Source organism: Pseudomonas fragariae (ex Marin et al. 2024) (assembly GCF_059621105.1).
The window spans coordinates 4,346,007-4,364,014 of the sequence record NZ_CM184369.1 but is presented as its reverse complement, the minus strand read 5'-3'; the positions used below and the strand labels follow the sequence as shown (position 1 = coordinate 4,364,014).

17 protein-coding genes are annotated in these 18,008 nt (G+C 60.6%); 10 read left to right on the top strand and 7 right to left on the bottom strand.

All coding sequences use genetic code 11. The features are described 5' to 3' along the window. The first annotated feature begins 215 nt into the window (after positions 1-215). Positions 216-815: a tRNA-uridine aminocarboxypropyltransferase gene (locus AC54XV_RS18850; RefSeq protein ID WP_060406625.1), complete on the top strand. Its 600-nt coding sequence runs from the start codon at positions 216-218 to the stop codon at positions 813-815. 100 nt (positions 816-915) lie between these two features. Beyond that, positions 916-1,875: a DMT family transporter gene (locus tag AC54XV_RS18845; protein ID WP_057457137.1), complete on the top strand. Its 960-nt coding sequence runs from the start codon at positions 916-918 to the stop codon at positions 1,873-1,875. A 20-nt stretch (positions 1,876-1,895) separates the two neighbouring features. Here the strand turns inward: AC54XV_RS18845 and AC54XV_RS18840 are convergent, their stop codons facing one another. Both AC54XV_RS18840 and AC54XV_RS18835 read right to left on the bottom strand, forming a co-directional pair. Further along, positions 1,896-2,510 (bottom strand): NAD(P)H-dependent oxidoreductase, encoded by a 615-nt coding sequence (locus tag AC54XV_RS18840; protein ID WP_011268572.1) that lies wholly within the window; start codon positions 2,508-2,510, stop codon positions 1,896-1,898. Then, positions 2,503-3,897: a class II fumarate hydratase gene (locus tag AC54XV_RS18835; RefSeq protein ID WP_024640839.1), complete on the bottom strand. Its 1,395-nt coding sequence runs from the start codon at positions 3,895-3,897 to the stop codon at positions 2,503-2,505. The genes AC54XV_RS18840 and AC54XV_RS18835 overlap by 8 nt, the downstream gene beginning before the upstream one ends. 169 nt (positions 3,898-4,066) lie before the next feature. Between AC54XV_RS18835 and AC54XV_RS18830 the strand changes: the two genes are divergently transcribed. From AC54XV_RS18830 to AC54XV_RS18800, 7 genes are all read left to right on the top strand, one after another. After that, the gene (locus AC54XV_RS18830; RefSeq protein ID WP_003314637.1) at positions 4,067-4,594 is read left to right on the top strand and encodes a DUF2059 domain-containing protein; all 528 of its coding nucleotides are present in this window, start codon (positions 4,067-4,069) and stop codon (positions 4,592-4,594) included. Between the two features lie 15 nt (positions 4,595-4,609). Continuing rightward, positions 4,610-4,903 carry a BolA family protein gene (locus AC54XV_RS18825; RefSeq protein WP_003404250.1) on the top strand — a complete coding sequence of 98 codons (294 nt, stop codon included), beginning with the start codon at positions 4,610-4,612 and terminating at the stop codon, positions 4,901-4,903. Positions 4,904-5,091: 188 nt separating this feature from the next. Further along, entirely contained in the window at positions 5,092-6,030 is a 939-nt protein-coding gene (trhO, locus tag AC54XV_RS18820) for an oxygen-dependent tRNA uridine(34) hydroxylase TrhO (RefSeq protein ID WP_032607335.1), read from the top strand. A 3-nt stretch (positions 6,031-6,033) separates the two neighbouring features. After that, positions 6,034-6,666, top strand: a complete 633-nt coding sequence (locus AC54XV_RS18815) for a DsbA family protein (RefSeq protein WP_003404247.1) — start codon at positions 6,034-6,036, stop codon at positions 6,664-6,666. Then, positions 6,659-8,485, top strand: coding sequence for an ABC transporter ATP-binding protein (locus AC54XV_RS18810; protein WP_011268570.1), 1,827 nt, complete (start codon positions 6,659-6,661; stop codon positions 8,483-8,485). The genes AC54XV_RS18815 and AC54XV_RS18810 overlap by 8 nt, the downstream gene beginning before the upstream one ends. A 123-nt stretch (positions 8,486-8,608) precedes the next feature. Beyond that, positions 8,609-11,071, top strand: a complete 2,463-nt coding sequence (locus tag AC54XV_RS18805) for an EAL domain-containing protein (RefSeq protein ID WP_024660915.1) — start codon at positions 8,609-8,611, stop codon at positions 11,069-11,071. A gap of 31 nt (positions 11,072-11,102) precedes the next feature. Continuing rightward, on the top strand, positions 11,103-11,885 hold the full coding sequence (locus AC54XV_RS18800) for an iron-containing redox enzyme family protein (RefSeq protein WP_024652842.1): 783 nt from the start codon (positions 11,103-11,105) through the stop codon (positions 11,883-11,885). 27 nt (positions 11,886-11,912) lie between these two features. Here the strand turns inward: AC54XV_RS18800 and AC54XV_RS18795 are convergent, their stop codons facing one another. The 5 genes from AC54XV_RS18795 to AC54XV_RS18775 form a co-directional block, all read right to left on the bottom strand. After that, entirely contained in the window at positions 11,913-12,839 is a 927-nt protein-coding gene (locus AC54XV_RS18795; protein WP_024640836.1) for a GGDEF domain-containing protein, read from the bottom strand. 207 nt (positions 12,840-13,046) lie between these two features. Further along, on the bottom strand, positions 13,047-13,787 hold the full coding sequence (locus tag AC54XV_RS18790; protein WP_003404242.1) for a YciK family oxidoreductase: 741 nt from the start codon (positions 13,785-13,787) through the stop codon (positions 13,047-13,049). Positions 13,788-13,799: 12 nt separating this feature from the next. Next, the gene (gene mupP, locus AC54XV_RS18785) at positions 13,800-14,471 is read right to left on the bottom strand and encodes an N-acetylmuramic acid 6-phosphate phosphatase MupP (RefSeq protein WP_024638882.1); all 672 of its coding nucleotides are present in this window, start codon (positions 14,469-14,471) and stop codon (positions 13,800-13,802) included. 3 nt (positions 14,472-14,474) lie between these two features. Continuing rightward, positions 14,475-15,173, bottom strand: coding sequence for a bifunctional 2-polyprenyl-6-hydroxyphenol methylase/3-demethylubiquinol 3-O-methyltransferase UbiG (gene ubiG, locus AC54XV_RS18780; protein ID WP_003369710.1), 699 nt, complete (start codon positions 15,171-15,173; stop codon positions 14,475-14,477). 85 nt (positions 15,174-15,258) lie between these two features. Further along, a complete protein-coding gene (locus AC54XV_RS18775) occupies positions 15,259-16,590 on the bottom strand; it encodes a TRZ/ATZ family hydrolase (protein ID WP_024638883.1) in 1,332 nt (443 codons plus the stop codon). A 120-nt stretch (positions 16,591-16,710) separates the two neighbouring features. Between AC54XV_RS18775 and mtnA the strand changes: the two genes are divergently transcribed. Continuing rightward, entirely contained in the window at positions 16,711-17,787 is a 1,077-nt protein-coding gene (gene mtnA / locus AC54XV_RS18770; protein ID WP_003404235.1) for an S-methyl-5-thioribose-1-phosphate isomerase, read from the top strand. Positions 17,788-18,008 lie beyond the last annotated feature (221 nt).

Here is an 18,008-nt window from a genome sequence, read left to right as displayed (position 1 = left end):
GATGTGGATCTTGTCAGATACAGCAGGCGTACTTCATTTCTCCAGCCCAGACCCATGAGGCTAGCTCAAATCGCCGTTGCGGCTGTGGATTGCCGCGCCGTTGCGGTGCTGATTTGTTTAAAATGCACGGCTGTTCGACAGGCGGTTTGCGGCAACGCTGATTCGTCGCGCAGCGCAGCCTTTTTGACCGTGTGAGATTGACCGAGTACCCATCGATGTCCCGTGCCCGTTGTGAACGTTGCCTGCGTCCTGCCACGCATTGTCTGTGCGCCCTGATTCCGCAGTTGGACAGCCGCACGCGGGTGTTGATCCTGCAGCATCCGGATGAAGTCGGTCATGCCTTGAACACCGCCCGACTGGCCTCGCTCGGTCTGGTCAATGCGCAGTTGTTGGTGGGCGAAGTGTTCGACGATCTGCAAGCGCTTTTGAATCCGCCTGGCTATCAAGCGCGATTGCTGTTTCCGGGGGACACTGCGCAGACGTTGACTTCTTATGCACAGGATTCGCTGCCCATGCTGCTGGTCGTGCCGGATGGCACTTGGCGCAAGGCGCGCAAATTGCTGCACCTCAACCCTTTGCTCGCCGAGCTGCCAAGGGTGACGCCGGGCGCCGCGCCTGTTTCGCGTTATCGCTTGCGCAAGGCGCCGGGCCCTGATGCCTTGTCGACGCTCGAGGCCATCGTGCACACCTTGCAGACGCTGGAAGCACCTGCCTCGTTCGAGGCGTTGCTCAAGCCGTTCGATGCGTTGATCGAAGGTCAGATTCAGGCCATGGGCAGTGAGACCTACCAGCGCAACCACGGCGGCCAGGGGTAAGGAACACAATTCGCGTCGTTAACTGCATCCAGCTGTAACTGTTGCTTTGCCGATCAGCGCCTAGAATGGGTGTTCTGTTCTATCTCTCGCGGAAGTTGCAATGCACATCTCGTCTGGTCGTTGGGTCTATGGCCTCTGCCTGTCACTGTTGACCGCACTGCTGTGGGGCATTTTGCCGATCAAGCTCAAGCAGGTGCTGCAGGTGATGGATCCGGTGACCGTGACCTGGTTCCGCCTGGCTGTGTCCGGGGCGCTGTTGTTCATCTGGCTGGCCTCGGTCAAGCGCCTGCCCAGCTTCAAGGTGCTGGGGCGCAAGGGCAGGGTGCTGGTCGGGCTGGCCGTGTTCGGTCTGGTCGGCAACTATGTGCTGTACCTCATTGGCTTGCGCCTGCTGAGCCCGGGCACCACGCAATTGCTGGTTCAGGTCGGTCCGATTTTTCTGCTGATCAGCAGCATCTTTCTGTTCAAGGAGCGTTTCAGTCTGGGGCAGGGCATCGGCCTGATGGTGCTGCTGGTGGGCTTCGGATTCTTTTTCAATCAGCGTCTGGTGGAGCTTTTCACCTCGTTGGGCGACTACACCCTGGGCGTGCTGGTAGTGCTCCTGGCCTCGACCATCTGGACGTTCTACGGGCTGAGTCAGAAGCAGCTTCTGACGGTATGGAATTCGCTGCAGGTGATGATGGTGATCTACCTGTTTTGCGCCCTGTTGCTCACGCCGTGGGCGCACCCTGCCGAGGCATTGCTGTTGAGCCCGATGCAGGGCTGGCTGCTGTTGGCCTGCTGTCTGAACACGCTGGTGGCCTACGGCGCCTTTGCCGAAGCGCTGGCGCACTGGGAGGCCTCGCGGGTCAGTGCGACGCTTGCGCTGACGCCTCTGGTCACGCTGACCGCCGTGGCGGCTGCCGCCTGGCTGTGGCCGGATTACGTGCAGGCTGAAGAGTTGAACGTGCTGGGTTATGGCGGTGCGCTGCTGGTGGTGGCCGGGTCGGCGCTGACTGCGCTTGGCCCTTCGCTGGTCGCCGGCCTCAGGGCACGCAAGGCCCGGCTGGCGCAGGCCTGACTGGCGGGTGGCGGGGCAGATCAGCGTCTGCCCAGCCCCTGCGCCTGAATAATCCATTCCTGGCGCTGCTGTTCGCTGGCGCTGTGTACCGGAGCAAACTCGGTCAGGCGTTTGGTCTTTATCCCGCAAAAGCCGAGTATGGTCCTTACCATCTGGCGGTGAGCCGGCGCGCCGTAGATCCAGTGAAAGTAGCGCGGCGGCGTGTCCATGGCGACCAGCAGCTCAGCTGTCCGGCCGCGAAGCAGTTCATTGGATGAGTGCTTGCGGCCGTGGACCTTGAACGCAAAACCGGGCGTCAACACCCGGTCGAAAAAGCCCGTCAACAACGCCGGCAAGCCGCCCCACCAGACCGGATAGACGAAGACCAGATGCTCGGCCCAGTGAATCTGGCGCTGGGCTTCGAGCAGGTCGGGCTCAAGTGTCTGAGTCTGATCGTAGCCGTTATGCAGAATCGGATCGAAGTCCAGTTCGCCCAGCTTGATGACCCGCACCACATGCCCTTCGCCACGCGCCGTTTGCGCGTAGGCGTCACCCAGGGCGTGGCAGAAACTGATGGCCTTCGGCGTGCCGTAGACCATCAGGATTCGTTTGCCATTGCCTTCCAGTGGCGTTGCGCCGCTTCTGGCATCAGCCATTACTGCCTGCCTCGAGCATTTTGTCCGGCCGCACCCAGGCATCAAACTCTTTATCGGTCAGGTAACCCAGCGCCAATGCCGCTTCGCGCAGGGTCAGACCTTCGGTGTAGGCTTTCTTGGCAATCTGCGCCGACTTGTCATAGCCGATATGCGGATTGAGTGCGGTGACCAGCATCAGGCCGCGCTCCAGGTGTTCGGCCATTTTTTCGCCATCCGGCTCCATGCCCGCGATGCAGTGCTCGTTGAAATTGCTGCAGCCGTCGGCCAGCAGGCGAATCGACTGCAGAACGTTATGGATGATCACCGGTTTGTACACGTTCAGTTGCAGGTGGCCCTGACTGGCGGCGAAACCGATGGTCACGTCGTTGCCCATGACCTGGCAGGCGAGCATCGACAAGGCCTCGCACTGGGTCGGGTTGACCTTGCCGGGCATGATCGAACTGCCGGGCTCGTTGGCAGGCAGTCTGACTTCTGCCAGACCGGCACGCGGGCCTGAGCCCAGCAGACGCAGGTCGTTGGCAATCTTCATCAGTGTGCCGGCCAGCGTCTTCAGTGCGCCGGACAGCGCTGCAAGTGGCTCGTGACCGGCCAGCGCGGCGAACTTGTTGGGTGCGGTGACGAATGGCAGTCCGGACAGGGCCGCCAGTTCTGCGGCAATGGCCTCGGCAAAGCCCTTGGGCGCATTGAGCCCGGTGCCGACTGCCGTCCCGCCCTGAGCCAGCTCGTAGACGGCGGGCAGGGCGGCGCGAATGGCTTTTTCCGCATAATCGAGTTGCGCGACAAACCCGGACAGCTCCTGGCCGAAGGTGATCGGCGTCGCGTCCATCATGTGTGTGCGCCCGGTCTTGACCAGCTTCATGTGCCGCGCGGCCTGTTCGGCCAGCCCGCTGGACAGTTCGGCGATGGCCGGCAGCAGCTGCGCCTTGACCGCCTGGGCAGTGGCAATGTGCATGGCCGTCGGGAAGCAGTCGTTGGAGCTTTGCGAGCGGTTGACATGATCGTTGGGGTGAACCGGTGACTTGCCGCCACGCCCCTGGCCAGCCAGTTCGTTGGCGCGGCCTGCGATCACTTCGTTGACGTTCATGTTGCTCTGTGTGCCACTGCCGGTCTGCCAGACCACCAGCGGAAATTGCGCGTCATGCTGACCGTCGAGCACTTCGTCGGCGGCCTGTTCGATCAGGCGGGCGATATCGGCAGGCAAGTCGCCATTTCGATCGTTGACCCGTGCGGCAGCTTTCTTGATCAGGGTCAGTGCGTGCAGGACGGGCAGCGGCATTCGCTGGTCGCCAATCGCAAAATTGATCAGTGAGCGTTGGGTCTGCGCGCCCCAGTAGGCATCTTCGGGGACTTCGATCGGGCCAATGCTATCGGTTTCGGTGCGGCTCACTGGTCTTACTCCTTTAAGTGCGTTGCAGGGTTAGGTGTCCATATGCCCACAGGGTTCCCGCGCAGTGCTTTTTAACCGCTGGGTGAACCGGGGGTTGAGCCAAAAGCCCAGATAAGCGCAGAATGGTCGGCCCTGGGGTAATGCCTCGTTTGCTAGATAAGGAAACTCGATGACCCGTCTTCGTGCCATTTGTACCGCGGTAGCCCTGGTCTGTGCCAGCGGCCAGGTCTTCGCCGACACCGCCAGTCACAACGCGAGCGCCGAAACGTTCCTGAAGCTTGCCAACGCCGATCGCCTGGGCGCTCCGGTCTACGCTCAGGTTCAGCAGATGTTCGCTCAGCGTTTCGCTGAAACCAAGGCACCTGCATCGAAGAAAGCCCTGCTTGAAACCTATCAGGCCAAGGCCAACACCGCTCTGGACCAAGCCATTGGCTGGAACAAGCTCAAGCCCGAGATGGTCAAGCTGTACACCGCAAACTTCACCGAAAGCGAGCTGAAGGATCTGGTCGCGTTCTACCAGTCGCCACTGGGCAAGAAAGTGATGACCAAGATGCCTGAGCTGGCTCAGCAGTCGGCCCAGCTGACCCAGAGCAAGCTGGAAAGCGCTGTTCCGGTGGTCAACAAGCTGCTGGCTGACATGACTGCCGAACTGGAACCTGCCAAGGCAGCTGCTCCGGCTCCGGCCAAAAAGCCCTGACAGGCGATTTCCATCATGACCATGCAACAACGAATCGAGTCGGCGCTTGCGCTGCTGCAACCGCACCACCTGCAAGTACTCGACGAGAGTCATATGCACAGTCGTGGTCAGCAGACCCATTACAAGGCGGTTCTGGTCAGTGACCAGTTTCAGGGCCTGAACTCGGTCAAGCGGCACCAGAAGGTCTACGCCACGCTGGGCCCGCTCATGGGCGAGTTTCATGCACTGGCGTTGCACACCTACACGCCTGAAGAATGGTCGAAGGTCGGTACAGCGCCTGCTTCACCGACCTGCGCCGGCGGGCATTGATCAGGGCTTTTTACTGATCCTGCCCCCTTGCCGGGGGCGATTGCCCCGCCGAGCTGTCTGCTGCACTCCGGTTTTTGCTAGAATCCGCACCGCGCCGCCTGGCCGGTGCGTTTTTTTGGTCCGCATTTTTTTACCCGGTAGGCCCTTTGCGAGGGTCGCCACTGGAGAGATACATGACTCAAGAGCCGATGACTCAGCCGATCGTCGTGGCTGCGCTGTACAAGTTCGTCACCCTCAGCGATTACGTGGAACTGCGCGAGCCGCTGTTGCAGGCGATGGTCGACAACGGCATCAAGGGCACGCTGTTGATTGCCGACGAGGGCATCAACGGTACGGTGTCCGGCAGTCGCGAAGGCATCGATGGCCTGATGGCGTGGTTGAAGAGCGACCCGCGCCTGATCGATATCGACCATAAGGAATCCTACTGCGACGAGCAGCCGTTCTATCGCACCAAGGTCAAGCTCAAGAAAGAGATCGTGACCCTTGGCGTCGAAGGCGTCGACCCGAACAAGAGCGTCGGTACGTACGTCGAGCCCAAGGACTGGAACGACCTGATCAGCGATCCTGAAGTGCTGCTGATCGATACCCGCAACGATTACGAAGTGTCGATCGGCACCTTCGAGGGCGCCATCGATCCGAAGACCACGTCGTTTCGAGAGTTTCCGGAATACATCAAGGCGCATTTCGACCCGGCAGTGCACAAGAAAGTCGCCATGTTCTGCACCGGTGGCATCCGTTGCGAAAAAGCCTCGAGCTACATGCTCGGCGAGGGCTTCGAAGAGGTCTATCACCTCAAGGGCGGCATTCTCAAGTATCTGGAAGAAGTCCCCGAGCAGGAAAGTCACTGGCGCGGTGAGTGTTTCGTGTTCGACAATCGGGTCACGGTGCGCCACGACCTGACCGAAGGCGATTATGATCAGTGTCACGCTTGCCGCACGCCCATCAGTGCCGAGGACCGCGCCAGCGAGCATTACTCGCCTGGCGTCAGTTGCCCGCATTGCTGGGATTCGCTGAGCGAGAAGACGCGTCGCAGCGCCATCGACCGGCAAAAGCAGATCGAACTGGCCAAGGCACGTAATCAGCCGCATCCGATCGGTCGCAACTATCGTTTACCCTCCGAGGCCTGAGCCATGTCTGCCCGCCTGATCTATGTCATGGACCCGATGTGCTCCTGGTGCTGGGGCTTTGCTCCGGTTGCCGACGCGCTGGTGCAACAGGCTCGGGCGGCGGGCGTGCCGCTGCATCTGGTCATGGGCGGTCTGCGCTCTGAAGGTGCTGCGCTGGAGCCTGCCAAGCGTCGTTACATTCTTGAGCACTGGCAGGCGGTCGAAGAGGCTACCGGCCAGCCGTTTCTTCGCGAAGGGGCGCTGCCGGAAGGGTTTGTCTACGACACTACGCCTGCCTGCCTTGCCGTCACTGCGGCACGGCAGCTGGACCCGGACCGCGCCTGGGAACTGGTCGGGCTCATCCAGCGGGCGTTCTACAACGAGGCCCGTGACGTGACGCGTCCGTCGGTGCTGGCTGAGCTCGCGGAGCAGACAGGGCTGTCGCGTCAGGCATTTGCCGATGAGTTCGAAAGTCCGCAGCGCCAGGCGGCCACCGCCGCCGATTTCGCCTGGGCACAGGATCTGGGGATTGCCGGCTTCCCGACCCTGCTGGCAGAGCGCAACGGTCAGCTGGCGCTGCTGACCAACGGTTATCAGCCATTGAGCAGCCTTTCGCCCTTGCTGGGTCGATGGCTGGAGCGTGCAGCCAGTGCATGATGAAGTGCCTGAGGCTGCCCGACAGCCGCACGCCACACGCAGCGACGCATTGAGCTGGGCCGAGATCCGTCGTCTTGCCTTGCGGCATAAAAAATCCTTGTGGCTGGCCAACGGTGTCGCGGTGCTGGCCACGCTGTGCAGTGTGCCTATCCCGTTGCTGCTGCCGTTGCTGGTCGACGAGGTGTTGCTGGGCCGTGGCGATGCTGCGCTCAAGGTCATGGATCACCTGCTACCTGGCAACTGGCAAAAGGCAGCGGGCTACATTGGCCTGATGCTGTCGTTGACGCTGGTGCTGCGGGTCGGGGCGCTGGTGTTCAATGTGTTGCAGGCGCGGCTGTTCGCCGGGCTGGCCAAGGACATCGTCTATCGTATCCGGCTGCGGCTGATCGAGCGGCTCAAGCGCATTTCCCTGCGTGAATACGAAAGCCTGGGCAGCGGTACGGTGACCACGCATCTGGTGACCGATCTGGATACGCTGGACAAGTTCGTCGGTGAAACCCTCAGCCGCCTGCTGGTGGCCACGCTGACCCTGGCCGGCACTGCAGGCATTCTGATGTGGATGCACTGGAAACTGGCGCTGCTGATCATGCTGTTCAACCCGCTGGTCATCCTGCTCACGGTGAAACTGGGCAAGCGCGTCAAGCACCTCAAGAAGCTGGAGAACGACAGTACGTCGCGGTTTACCCAGGCACTGAGCGAAACGCTGGATGCGATTCAGGAAGTCCGGGCCGGGAACAGACAAGGCTTCTTTCTGGGACGCCTGGGCGTACGCGCGCAGGAAGTGCGTGACTACGCAATCAATTCACAGTGGAAAAGCGACGCCTCGGGCCGTGCCAGCGGGCTGCTGTTCCAGTTCGGTATCGATATCTTTCGCGCCGCGGCAATGCTTACCGTGCTGTTCTCGGACCTGTCCATCGGGCAGATGCTCGCGGTGTTCAGTTACCTGTGGTTCATGATGACGCCGGTTGAGCAACTGCTGAACCTGCAATACGCCTACTACGCGGCAGGCGGGGCGCTGACGCGCATCAACGAGTTGCTGGCGCGCGCCGACGAGCCGCAATATGCCGGCGGCACCGACCCGTTCGAGGGCAAGGAAACCGTAGGGGTCGAGGTCCGTGGCCTGACCTTTGGCTATGGCGAAGACCTGGTGCTGGACCAGTTGAACCTGAACATTGCGCCGGGAGAAAAAGTCGCCATCGTCGGTGCCAGCGGGGGTGGCAAGAGCACCTTGGTGCAGTTGCTGCTGGGACTCTATACGGCGCGCACCGGCGTGATCCGTTTTGGCGGCGTCAGCCAGCAGGATATCGGCCTGGAGACCGTGCGCGAAAACGTCGCCGTGGTACTGCAGCATCCGGCCCTGTTCAACGACACCGTACGCGCCAACCTGACCATGGGCCGCGACTGCAGCGATGAAGCCTGCTGGCGTGCACTGGAAGTTGCGCAACTCGATTCCGCGATCCGCGATCTGCCACAGGGTCTGGACAGCGTGGTCGGACGCTCCGGAGTCAGAATGTCGGGTGGCCAGCGCCAGCGCATGGCAATCGCGCGCATGGTCCTGTCCGACCCCAAGGTGGTGATCCTCGATGAGGCCACCTCGGCGCTGGATGCTGCCACCGAGTACAACCTGCATCAGGCACTCGCACGTTTTCTGCGCAGCCGCACGACGTTGATCATTGCCCACCGCCTGTCGGCCGTGAAGCAGGCTGACCGGGTACTGGTATTTGATGGCGGGCGTATTGCGGAGGACGGTGACCATCAGCAGTTGATTGCCGATGGAGGTCTGTACGCAAAACTGTACGGACATTTGCAACAAATCTGATGTGCCAAGCCTCGATCAGCGCACAGGTTGGCTCGATTGCGGGAGATTCACCTGCCATCATGGGCGAATTTAGCCTAGTCTCTGCGCTAGACGTTTATTCAGGCATGTGGTGACGTGAAACCCATGAAGCAACCATGGACCTTCTCCAAGCCCCGTCTGTTGGGCATCGTATGGCCTTTCATTGCCGTCGCGCTGTTTCAGGCGTTGCTGGGATGCGTCAGTCTCTACACCATGTCTGCCGTGCGCAGCTATGTGGCCGGGGAGAGTCTCTGGTCCAAGGGGCAGAAGGACGCTATCCACTACCTGAGCCTGTACGCCAATCGGCATGATGAGCGTGACTACCTCAAGTATCAAAAAGCCTTTTCCGTACCTCAGGGCGGCCATGCGCTGCGCAAGGCGCTCGATCAGCCCATCCCGTCCCTGGCGGATGCCAGAGGCGGAATCATTCAGGGTGGCAATCACCCGGATGATGTGAATGGCATCATCTGGATGTACCTGAACTTCCACAACTTCAGTTTCATGAAACAGGCCATTCATTTCTGGGAAGTGGGTGATGGCTACCTCATGCAGCTCGACGAACTTGCCCGGCACATCCACGACCGGGTCGGTCAGGGGGCTGTGAGCGCCGCCGAGGTCGATCAATGGCGCGAGCAGATCAATGTCATCAATGAAGGCGTCACGCCTGCTGCGCGTGCGTTCAGTGATGCGCTGGGCGAAGGCTCAAGGCTGATCCTCAACCTGTTGATAGCGGTCAATCTGATCACCGCCGTGGTATTGATTCTTCTGGCACTGCTGCGGGTGCGCCGTCTGATCGTCCAGCGGCGCGTGTTTGCCGATGCCCTGCAACTGGAGAAGGAGCGTGCGCAGATCACGCTGGAGTCCATCGGCGACGGGGTGATCACCATCGATGTGGCCGGCGCCATCGTCTACATGAACCCCGCCGCCGAGGGCCTGGCCCATTGGAAAAGCACTCAGGCCAGCGGACTTCCGCTGGCTGCGCTGTTCAATCTGCTGGATGAAAACGATCAGAAGGATCAGTCAACGCTGGTCGAGCAGATCATCACCGGCAAGCTCAAGGGCGGCAGCGCCAACAGCAAGCTGATCCAGCGGCTTGATGGCAGCACGGTGTCGGTGGCGCTGGTCGGCACGCCGATCTACACCGAAGGCGTGATCAGTGGCGCGGTGCTGGTGCTGCATGACATGACCCAGGAGCAGCAGTACATCGCCGATCTGTCGTGGCAGGCTGCCCATGATCCGCTGACCGGCCTGGTCAACCGCAGCGAGTTCGAACGCCGTTTGCAGCGAGTGCTCGACGAAGACTGCGGTCAGGGCCGGAGCCATTGCCTGATGTTTCTCGATCTGGACCAGTTCAAGCTGGTCAATGATACCGGTGGTCATGCGGCGGGTGATGAACTGCTGCGCCAGCTGTGCCGGGCCTTGCCGCAGGGCTTGCGTGACGGGGATACGCTGGCCCGGCTGGGAGGCGACGAGTTCGGTGTGTTGCTGGTCGATTGTCCTGCCGAAACGGCGCTCGATATGGCCGAGGCGTTGCGCGAAGTGGTGCAGCGTCTGCATTTCATGTGGAAAGGTCGGCCATTCATGACTACCGTCAGTATTGGCCTGGTACACCTCGGCGATACACCTGCGTCTCTGGAAGGATCATTGTCTGCTGCAGACATGGCCTGTTATATGGCCAAGGAAAGAGGTCGCAACCGAGTCCAGGCCTACAGTGTGGATGACCTGACGCTGTCGATGCGTTTCGGCGAGATGGCCTGGATACAGCGGCTGCACATGGCAATGGACGAGAATCGCTTTTGCCTTTATGCGCAGGAAATCGCCTCAATAAAGGGCGAAGTGGGCGAAGTACGACACATTGAGATCCTCTTGCGCCTGCGCGACGAGTCTGGACGAATGGTCGTACCGGACAATTTCATTCCGGCCGCCGAACGCTACGGCCTCATGACCACCCTCGATCGCTGGGTGGTACACAATGTGTTCAAAGTCATTGCCCAGTGCCAGAGTGATGATCGGCATCAGGTGCCGCAGGCACTATGTGCTATAAATTTGTCTGGATCGAGTATCGGGGATGATACGTTCCTCGAATACCTGAAACAGCAGTTCAAGACGTTTGACGTATCGCCCGGGATGATCTGCTTCGAGATCACCGAGACCAGTGCGATTGCCGACCTGCAAAGTGCGATCAGATTCATTAACGAGTTGAAGGCATTGGGGTGTCAGTTTTCCCTTGATGATTTCTGCTCGGGTATGTCGTCTTTTGCCTATCTCAAGCACTTGCCGGTGGATTTCCTGAAGATCGATGGCAGTTTTGTGAAGGACATGCTCGACAACCCGATCAACAAGGCTATGGTCGAGGTGATCAATAATATCGGTCATGTCATGGGCAAGCGCACTATTGCTGAATACGTTGAAACGCCGCAGATCGAATCTGCGTTGCAGGAAATGGGCGTGGATTTTGCACAAGGCTATCTGATTTCCCGCCCTGAATTGTTCACTTGCGAGAGTCTTTATATTCAGCCCGTACGGCCTGACCCCCTGATGTTCGGCGCGCCAGGAACGCTACGTTAATCAGTTGAAACCCTCATAAGGAGATACCCCAGTGATCGATGCTTTCGATAGAACCGGTCCGCTCATGGAAGCCAGCAGTTATCCGGCCTGGGCGCAGCAGTTGATCAAGGATTGCAGCGCTGCAAAAGCACGGGTGGTCGAGCACGAGTTGTACCAGCAGATGCGTGACGCGACGCTGAGTCCGCAGATCATGCGCCACTACCTGATCGGCGGATGGCCAGTCGTCGAACAATTCGCGGTGTACATGGCCAAGAACCTCACCAAGACCCGTTTCGGTCGTCACCCGGGTGAAGACATGGCGCGCCGCTGGCTGATGCGCAATATTCGCGTCGAACTCAATCATGCCGACTACTGGGTCAACTGGTGTGCGGCGCATGATGTGACGCTTGAGGACTTGCACGATCAGCGGGTAGCGCCCGAGTTGCACGCGCTGAGCCACTGGTGCTGGCAGACCAGCTCGTCGGATTCGCTGGCCGTGGCGATGGCGGCTACCAACTACGCTATTGAAGGGGCGACGGGCGAATGGTCAGCCGTGGTCTGTTCAACGGGTGCGTATGCTGAAGCGTTTCCTGAAGAGACCCGCAAGAAGGCCATGAAGTGGCTCAAGATGCATGCGCAATACGACGACGCTCACCCTTGGGAGGCGCTCGAGATCATTTGTACGTTGGTGGGCAACAAGCCGAGTGTGCAATTGCAGACCGAGCTGCGTCAGGCCGTTACCAAAAGCTACGACTACATGTACCTGTTTCTTGAGCGTTGCATGCAACTGGACAGGGTCAAGCCGCGAGGACGTGTTGCCGCGCTGGAGGCGTAGGGGCGGGCGAAAAGGCGGGAGAGAGTGCTAGCTGGCCATGGCGATACGGTTACGGCCTTCGCGCTTGGCGACGTACAGCGCATTATCGGCACGGCGCAGCAAGCTGTCGGCTGTTTCCGTCGGCAGCAGTGTCGAGCAACCCAGGCTCACGGTCATGGTCAACGCCGGGCTGAGTTCGCGAAACTCAAGATTGCGCACCGCCTGGCACAGACGCTGACCAATCAGTTCGGCGGAGTCGGCGCCGGTATTGGACAGAATCACCACGAACTCTTCACCGCCATAGCGGAACACCCGATCAATATTGCGCAGTTGCGCCTTCAGGCTCTGCGCAACGGTTTTCAGCACATCGTCGCCGGTGTGATGACCGTATTCATCATTCACTTTCTTGAAGTGGTCGATATCCAGCATCAGCAGGGACAGCGGTTGCTTGTGGCGCCTTGAAATTTCGATTTCTCGGGCCAGGCCCTGATCCATGGCGATGCGGTTGCCAGTGCTGGTCAGCGGATCACGCAGGGCAGTTTGCGTGGCAATGCGGTACAGCAGCGCATTCAGCAGCGGGTACACCAGGCAGACCAGCAGCGATTCAAGGTCGCTCAATTGCCGCGTGTCGAATGGCCTGGAGCCTTGAAACTCCAGTTCGCCGATGCATTTGCCTTCGTGACGCAGGTGAAAACTGGCGCTGTCGGATGACATCTCGCCCAGACGCAGGTGCAAGTCGCTTTCGATATGTCGATACATCAGACCGCTCAATGGCAGGAAGCGTTGTACACCCTGAAAAAACAGGGTCAGTATCCGCTCGGCTTCCAGACTGGTCTGCAATTGTCGCCCAAGCTGATAGATCAGCTCGGGCAGTGACGGGGGTGGAAGCACGGCGTCAGGTCGATTTCTAAACCCGAGGCGTTGCAGTTCAGCCGTATCGAAGTCGATTGCATGGGTCTGGGTAGGAAAATTCATCTCTTCGCTCCTCAGCACATATTGCTGGCTTGGCTGGGTTAGAGGGGACGCGGTGCCATTCGGTTCATTTTTGGCCAGACTTATTAAAATCAGTGGTTTAGCTGACGCCATCTCTCTGACAGTGGCGAAAAATCGGCAATTCCTTGACTTAAAAAGCCGTTTTGAACGGCCGTTGTGACGGTTTTTCGTCACAACAGCCTGTCCCTGTCACTGGGCATTCAATGCCTGCCCATTGATGCCTTTGCTGTCCGGCCCCATCAGGTACAGATAGACCGGCATGATCTCTTCAGGCGCCGGATTGTTCTGTGGATTTTCATCCGGATAGGCCTGCGCGCGCATGCCTGTGCGGGTTGCGCCAGGGTTGATGCTATTGGCGCGGACCGTGCTGACGCCCTCCAGCTCGTCAGCAAGGGTTTGCATCAGGCCTTCGGTGGCAAACTTCGACACGCCGTAAGCGCCCCATTGTGCGCGCCCCTTGCGACCTACGCTGCTGGAGGTGAAGGCTATCGACGCATCCGCCGAACGCTGAAGCAGCGGCAGCAGTGCCTGGGTGAGCATGAAGGTGGCATTGACGTTGACGTGCATGACCTGCATGAAGTCTTCGCCGGGCAGGTGTTCCACCGAAGTACGCGGGCCGATGATCGAGGCGTTATGCAGCAGCCCGTCTAGACGGCCGACTGTGCGCTCGATCATGGCCGCCAGCGCGTGGTACTGCGCCGGGTCGGCGCTTTGCAGATCGAAGGGTATGACCAGTGGCGGCAACTGACCTGCTGCCTTTATCTCGTCATGAACCTGAGCCAGGCTGGCGTCGGTCCTGCCCAGCAGCAAGACGGTGGCGCCATGTGCTGCATAGGCTTTGGCGGCTGCGGCACCGATGCCGCGAGCGGCACCGGTGACCAGAATGATCCGGCCCTTGAGCAGTTCCGGGTGCGCGGAGTAATCAAACATGTAAAGCCTCGTTTAGCAGCTGCACAGTGCGTTATCCAGCACCTTGCGCAATTCCAGCGGATGATCGACCACCACGTCGGCACCCCAGTGATCGGGATTGTCGTCGGGGTGGATGTAGCCGTAGCGCACGGCGGCGGTTTTTGTGCCGGCGTCGCGCCCGGACTCGATGTCGCGCAGATCGTCGCCTACGAACAGAACGCTGGCCGGGTCCAGGTCGAGCATCCGGCAGGCCAGGATCATCGGTTCCGGGTGTGGCTTGCTGTGTGTGACGTGATCAGGGCAGATCAGCAGCGCCGAGCGTTCCGCCAGGCCGAGCCGCTCCATGATGGGCTGAGCGAAGCGCACCGGCTTGTTGGTCACCACCCCCCAGATCAGGCCGGCCTTCTCGATGTCGGCCAGCAATTCGTCCATGCCGTCGAACAGTTTGCTGTGGACGGCGCAGTCACGCTGATAGCGTTCCAGAAACTCCAGACGCAACGCCTCGAATTGTGGATCTTCGGGGGACATCGCAAAGGTGGCCGCGACCATGGCTCTGGCGCCACCGGAAACTTCGTCGCGGATCAGTTTGTCCGGCACCGCCGGCAGGTTGCGATCGGCAAGCATCGCCTGGGCAATGGCGATGAAGTCCGGTGCGGTGTCGAGCAGAGTGCCGTCCATGTCGAATAAAACCGCTCTCAGGCGCATCTGTCATGCCTCCCGCAGGGTCTGGATCATGTAGTTGACGCCGACATCGGAGGTCAACTTGTAATGCTTGGTCAGCGGGTTGTAGGTCAGGCCGATGACGTCCTTGACCTGCAGGCCGGCGTCACGGCTCCAGGCGCCCAGCTCGGAAGGGCGGATGAATTTCTTGAAGTCGTGGGTGCCGCGCGGCAGTAGGTTGAGGATGTATTCGGCGCCGACCACAGCGAACAGATAGGCTTTCGGATTACGGTTGATGGTCGAGAAGAATACCTGACCGCCAGGCTTGACCATGCGGTAGCAGGCGCGGATCACCGAGGACGGGTCCGGCACGTGCTCGAGCATTTCCAGGCAAGTCACCACATCGTACTGCTCGGGCATTTCTTCGGCCATGTCCTCGGCAGTGATCTGCCGGTACTCGACGCTGACACCCGATTCGAGCTGGTGCAGCTGTGCGACTGCCAGCGGCGCTTCGCCCATGTCGATGCCGGTCACCGTTGCGCCGCGCAGGGCCATCGCCTCGCTGAGGATGCCGCCGCCGCAACCGACGTCCAGCACTTTCTTGCCCGCCAGACCGACGCGCTCGTCGATCCAGTTGACGCGCAGCGGGTTGATGTCATGCAGCGGCTTGAATTCGCTTTCGCGGTCCCACCAGCGATGGGCCAGGGCCTCGAATTTGGCGATTTCTGCGCGGTCGACGTTGCTCATGGGTGTCCCTCTTGAACTCAAAATTCTTTTTCGTCAGTCAGGCTTATAGATAAGCCTGACTGACATGTGTTCGGTCCGAATCGAATTATTCGGCTTTACCGGAAATACGCTGGCCCCACGCAATCGCGGTGTCGCGCAGTGCGGGCTCATCCATGCGGGTCAGCCGGCGAGCGTCGAGCAATTGCTTGCCGGCCACCCAGACATGACTCACGCAATCGCGGCCAGTGGCATATATAAGCTGCGACACCGGGTCGTAAATCGGTTGCTGGGCCAGGCCCGACAGGTCGAAAGCGACCATGTCCGCCGCCTTGCCGATCTCCAGCGAGCCGGTCTCGGCCTGAATACCCAGGGCGCGAGCGCCATTGAGCGTCGCCATGCGCAGCGCGCGGTGTGCATCCAGCGCCGTGGCAGAGCCGGCGACAGCCTTGGCCAGCAAGGCGGCGGTGCGGGTTTCGCCGAGCAGGTCCAGGTCATTGTTGCTGGCCGCGCCGTCGGTGCCCACCGCAACGTTCACACCCGCCTGCCACAGTCGTTCGACCGGGCAGAAACCGCTGGCCAGCTTGAGATTGGATTCCGGGCAATGAATGACGTTGGTGTTGCTTTCCACCAGCAGGGCCAGATCGTCGTCGCTGATCTGCGTCATGTGCACGGCCTGGAAGCGCGGCCCGAGCATGCCCAGCCGGTTGAGGCGGGCGAGGGGGCGCTCCTGGCGTTGCTCGACAGCCTGCTCGACCTCAAATGCGGTCTCGTGCACGTGCATCTGGATCGTGGCGTCCAGCTCGTCGGCGATCACCCGGACCTTCTCCAGGTTCTCATCGCTCACGGTATAGGGCGCATGCGGGCCGAAGGCGATCTTGATGCGTGGATGGTGAACGAGGTCGTTGAACAGTTCGATGCCGTTGTGCAGGGCTTCAGCCGTGGTGTGGGCACCTGGAATCGGAAAATCCAGCACCGGGACGGTGATCTGCGCGCGCATGCCGCTGGCATGGACGCGTTCGGCGGCCACCTTGGGGTAGAAATACATGTCGGAGAAACACGTGATGCCGCCCTTGAGCTGCTCGGCGATGGCCAGGTCTGTGCCGTCACGCACGAAGTCTTCATCGACCCACTTGCCTTCGGCAGGCCAGATGTGGTCCTGCAGCCAGGTCATCAGCGGCAGATCGTCGGCCAGCCCGCGAAACAGGGTCATCGCCGCATGGCCGTGGGCGTTGATCAGGCCGGGGCTGAGCAGCATGCCGGGCAGTTCCTGCACCTGCACGGCGTTCTGCCGCAGCGCTTCGGCACGTGGACCGATATAGACGATACAGCCATCGCGAATGCCGATGCCGTGGTCCTTGAGCACGACGCCTGCGGGCTCGACCGGCACCAGCCAGGCGGGCAGGAGCAAAAGGTCGAGCGGTGCTGTAGCGTTCGGCATGAGAAGGTTTCCATCGTTTATTACGTTGATGACGAAGTATACCCGAGCGTCTTCGCAGGCGGCTCGCTATAATCAGCGGCTTTTGATGCTGGGTTTCGGATGTTCAAGATGGAGTTGGCGATGCGCGATCGACTGTTGGCTGCGGAGAAAGTTAAGGCCATCGATTGGCGGGACGACGCTCTGTACCTGCTGGACCAGCGGGTACTGCCGTTCGAGGAAGTCTGGCACCGCTATACCACCGCCGAGGGAGTCGCCGAAGCGATTCGCACGATGGTCGTGCGCGGGGCGCCGGCTATCGGCATCAGTGCCGCTTATGGTGCTGTGCTGGCCGCACGTGCGCGTATTGCGCAGGGTGCAGACTGGTATCCGGCGCTGGAAGAGGACATGCAGTTGCTGGCCGATTCGCGCCCGACTGCAGTGAACCTGTTCTGGGCGCTGAACCGGATGCGGGATCGGCTGATGCGCGTCAAGGATGGCGATGACCCGCTGGCAGCCCTCGAGGCCGAAGCCGTGGCGATTCACCTGAGCGACCGCGAGGCCAATCTGACCATGGCGCAGCTGGGCGCCGACCTGATCCGCAAGCACCAGGGCAATCTGCAGACGGTGCTCACCCACTGCAATACCGGGGCGCTGGCCACTGGGGGCTTTGGCACGGCGCTGGGGGTGATTCGCGCGGCGCATCTGGAAGGCATGATCGAGCGGGTCTACGCCGACGAAACCCGGCCTTGGCTGCAGGGCTCGCGTCTGACCGCCTGGGAGCTGGCCAACGAGGGCATCCCGGTGACCCTGAACGCAGATTCCGCCGCGGCGCACCTGATGCGTACCAAGGGCATCACCTGGGTCATCGTCGGTGCCGACCGCATCACCGCCAACGGTGATGTGGCGAACAAGATCGGTACCTATCAGCTCGCCGTTGCCGCCATGCACCACGGGGTGCGCTTCATGGTGGTCGCGCCGAGTTCGACCATCGACATGGAAATGGCCAGTGGCGACGACATCGTCATCGAAGAGCGTGACGGTCGCGAACTGCTTGAAGTAGGCGGTCAGCGAGTCGGCGCCGAGGTCGAGGCTTTCAACCCGGTGTTCGATGTGACGCCGGCAGACCTGATCGACGCCATCGTGACTGAAAAGGGCATTGTCGAGCGTCCCGATACCGCGCGCATGGCTCAATTGATGAGCCGTAAACACCTTCACTGAGGCTGACAGGCCCGACCCTTCGCCGTTGTGCAATGCGGCTGGACGGGCCTGTAAGCGTTTCTCAGGCGTGTTATGCGTCTGCGGCTCGCTTTCAGCGCCTGCAAAGGATGTGAGCGCCTCGGCGATTGTGGTAATATCCGGCGGTTATCGGGGACACTGATTGTGGTCGCCCACGCTGCGTAGATTCATGGCATAACTCGTTGATTTGTCGTAAGTCGCTG

Bases quoted from the DNA above. Each gene is read 5' to 3' on its own strand.
- AC54XV_RS18825 (WP_003404250.1), top strand. From the start codon at position 4,610: ATGACCATGCAACAACGAATCGAGTCGGCGCTTGCGCTGCTGCAACCG.
- AC54XV_RS18850 (WP_060406625.1), top strand. From the start codon at position 216: ATGTCCCGTGCCCGTTGTGAACGTTGCCTGCGTCCTGCCACGCATTGT.
- AC54XV_RS18815 (WP_003404247.1), top strand. From the start codon at position 6,034: ATGTCTGCCCGCCTGATCTATGTCATGGACCCGATGTGCTCCTGGTGC.
- mtnA (WP_003404235.1), top strand. From the start codon at position 16,711: ATGCGCGATCGACTGTTGGCTGCGGAGAAAGTTAAGGCCATCGATTGG.
- AC54XV_RS18795 (WP_024640836.1), bottom strand. From the start codon at position 12,839: ATGAATTTTCCTACCCAGACCCATGCAATCGACTTCGATACGGCTGAA.
- AC54XV_RS18805 (WP_024660915.1), top strand. From the start codon at position 8,609: ATGAAGCAACCATGGACCTTCTCCAAGCCCCGTCTGTTGGGCATCGTA.
- AC54XV_RS18775 (WP_024638883.1), bottom strand. From the start codon at position 16,590: ATGCCGAACGCTACAGCACCGCTCGACCTTTTGCTCCTGCCCGCCTGG.
- AC54XV_RS18830 (WP_003314637.1), top strand. From the start codon at position 4,067: ATGACCCGTCTTCGTGCCATTTGTACCGCGGTAGCCCTGGTCTGTGCC.
- AC54XV_RS18845 (WP_057457137.1), top strand. From the start codon at position 916: ATGCACATCTCGTCTGGTCGTTGGGTCTATGGCCTCTGCCTGTCACTG.
- AC54XV_RS18790 (WP_003404242.1), bottom strand. From the start codon at position 13,787: ATGTTTGATTACTCCGCGCACCCGGAACTGCTCAAGGGCCGGATCATT.
- trhO (WP_032607335.1), top strand. From the start codon at position 5,092: ATGACTCAGCCGATCGTCGTGGCTGCGCTGTACAAGTTCGTCACCCTC.
- ubiG (WP_003369710.1), bottom strand. From the start codon at position 15,173: ATGAGCAACGTCGACCGCGCAGAAATCGCCAAATTCGAGGCCCTGGCC.
- mupP (WP_024638882.1), bottom strand. From the start codon at position 14,471: ATGCGCCTGAGAGCGGTTTTATTCGACATGGACGGCACTCTGCTCGAC.
- AC54XV_RS18840 (WP_011268572.1), bottom strand. From the start codon at position 2,510: ATGGCTGATGCCAGAAGCGGCGCAACGCCACTGGAAGGCAATGGCAAA.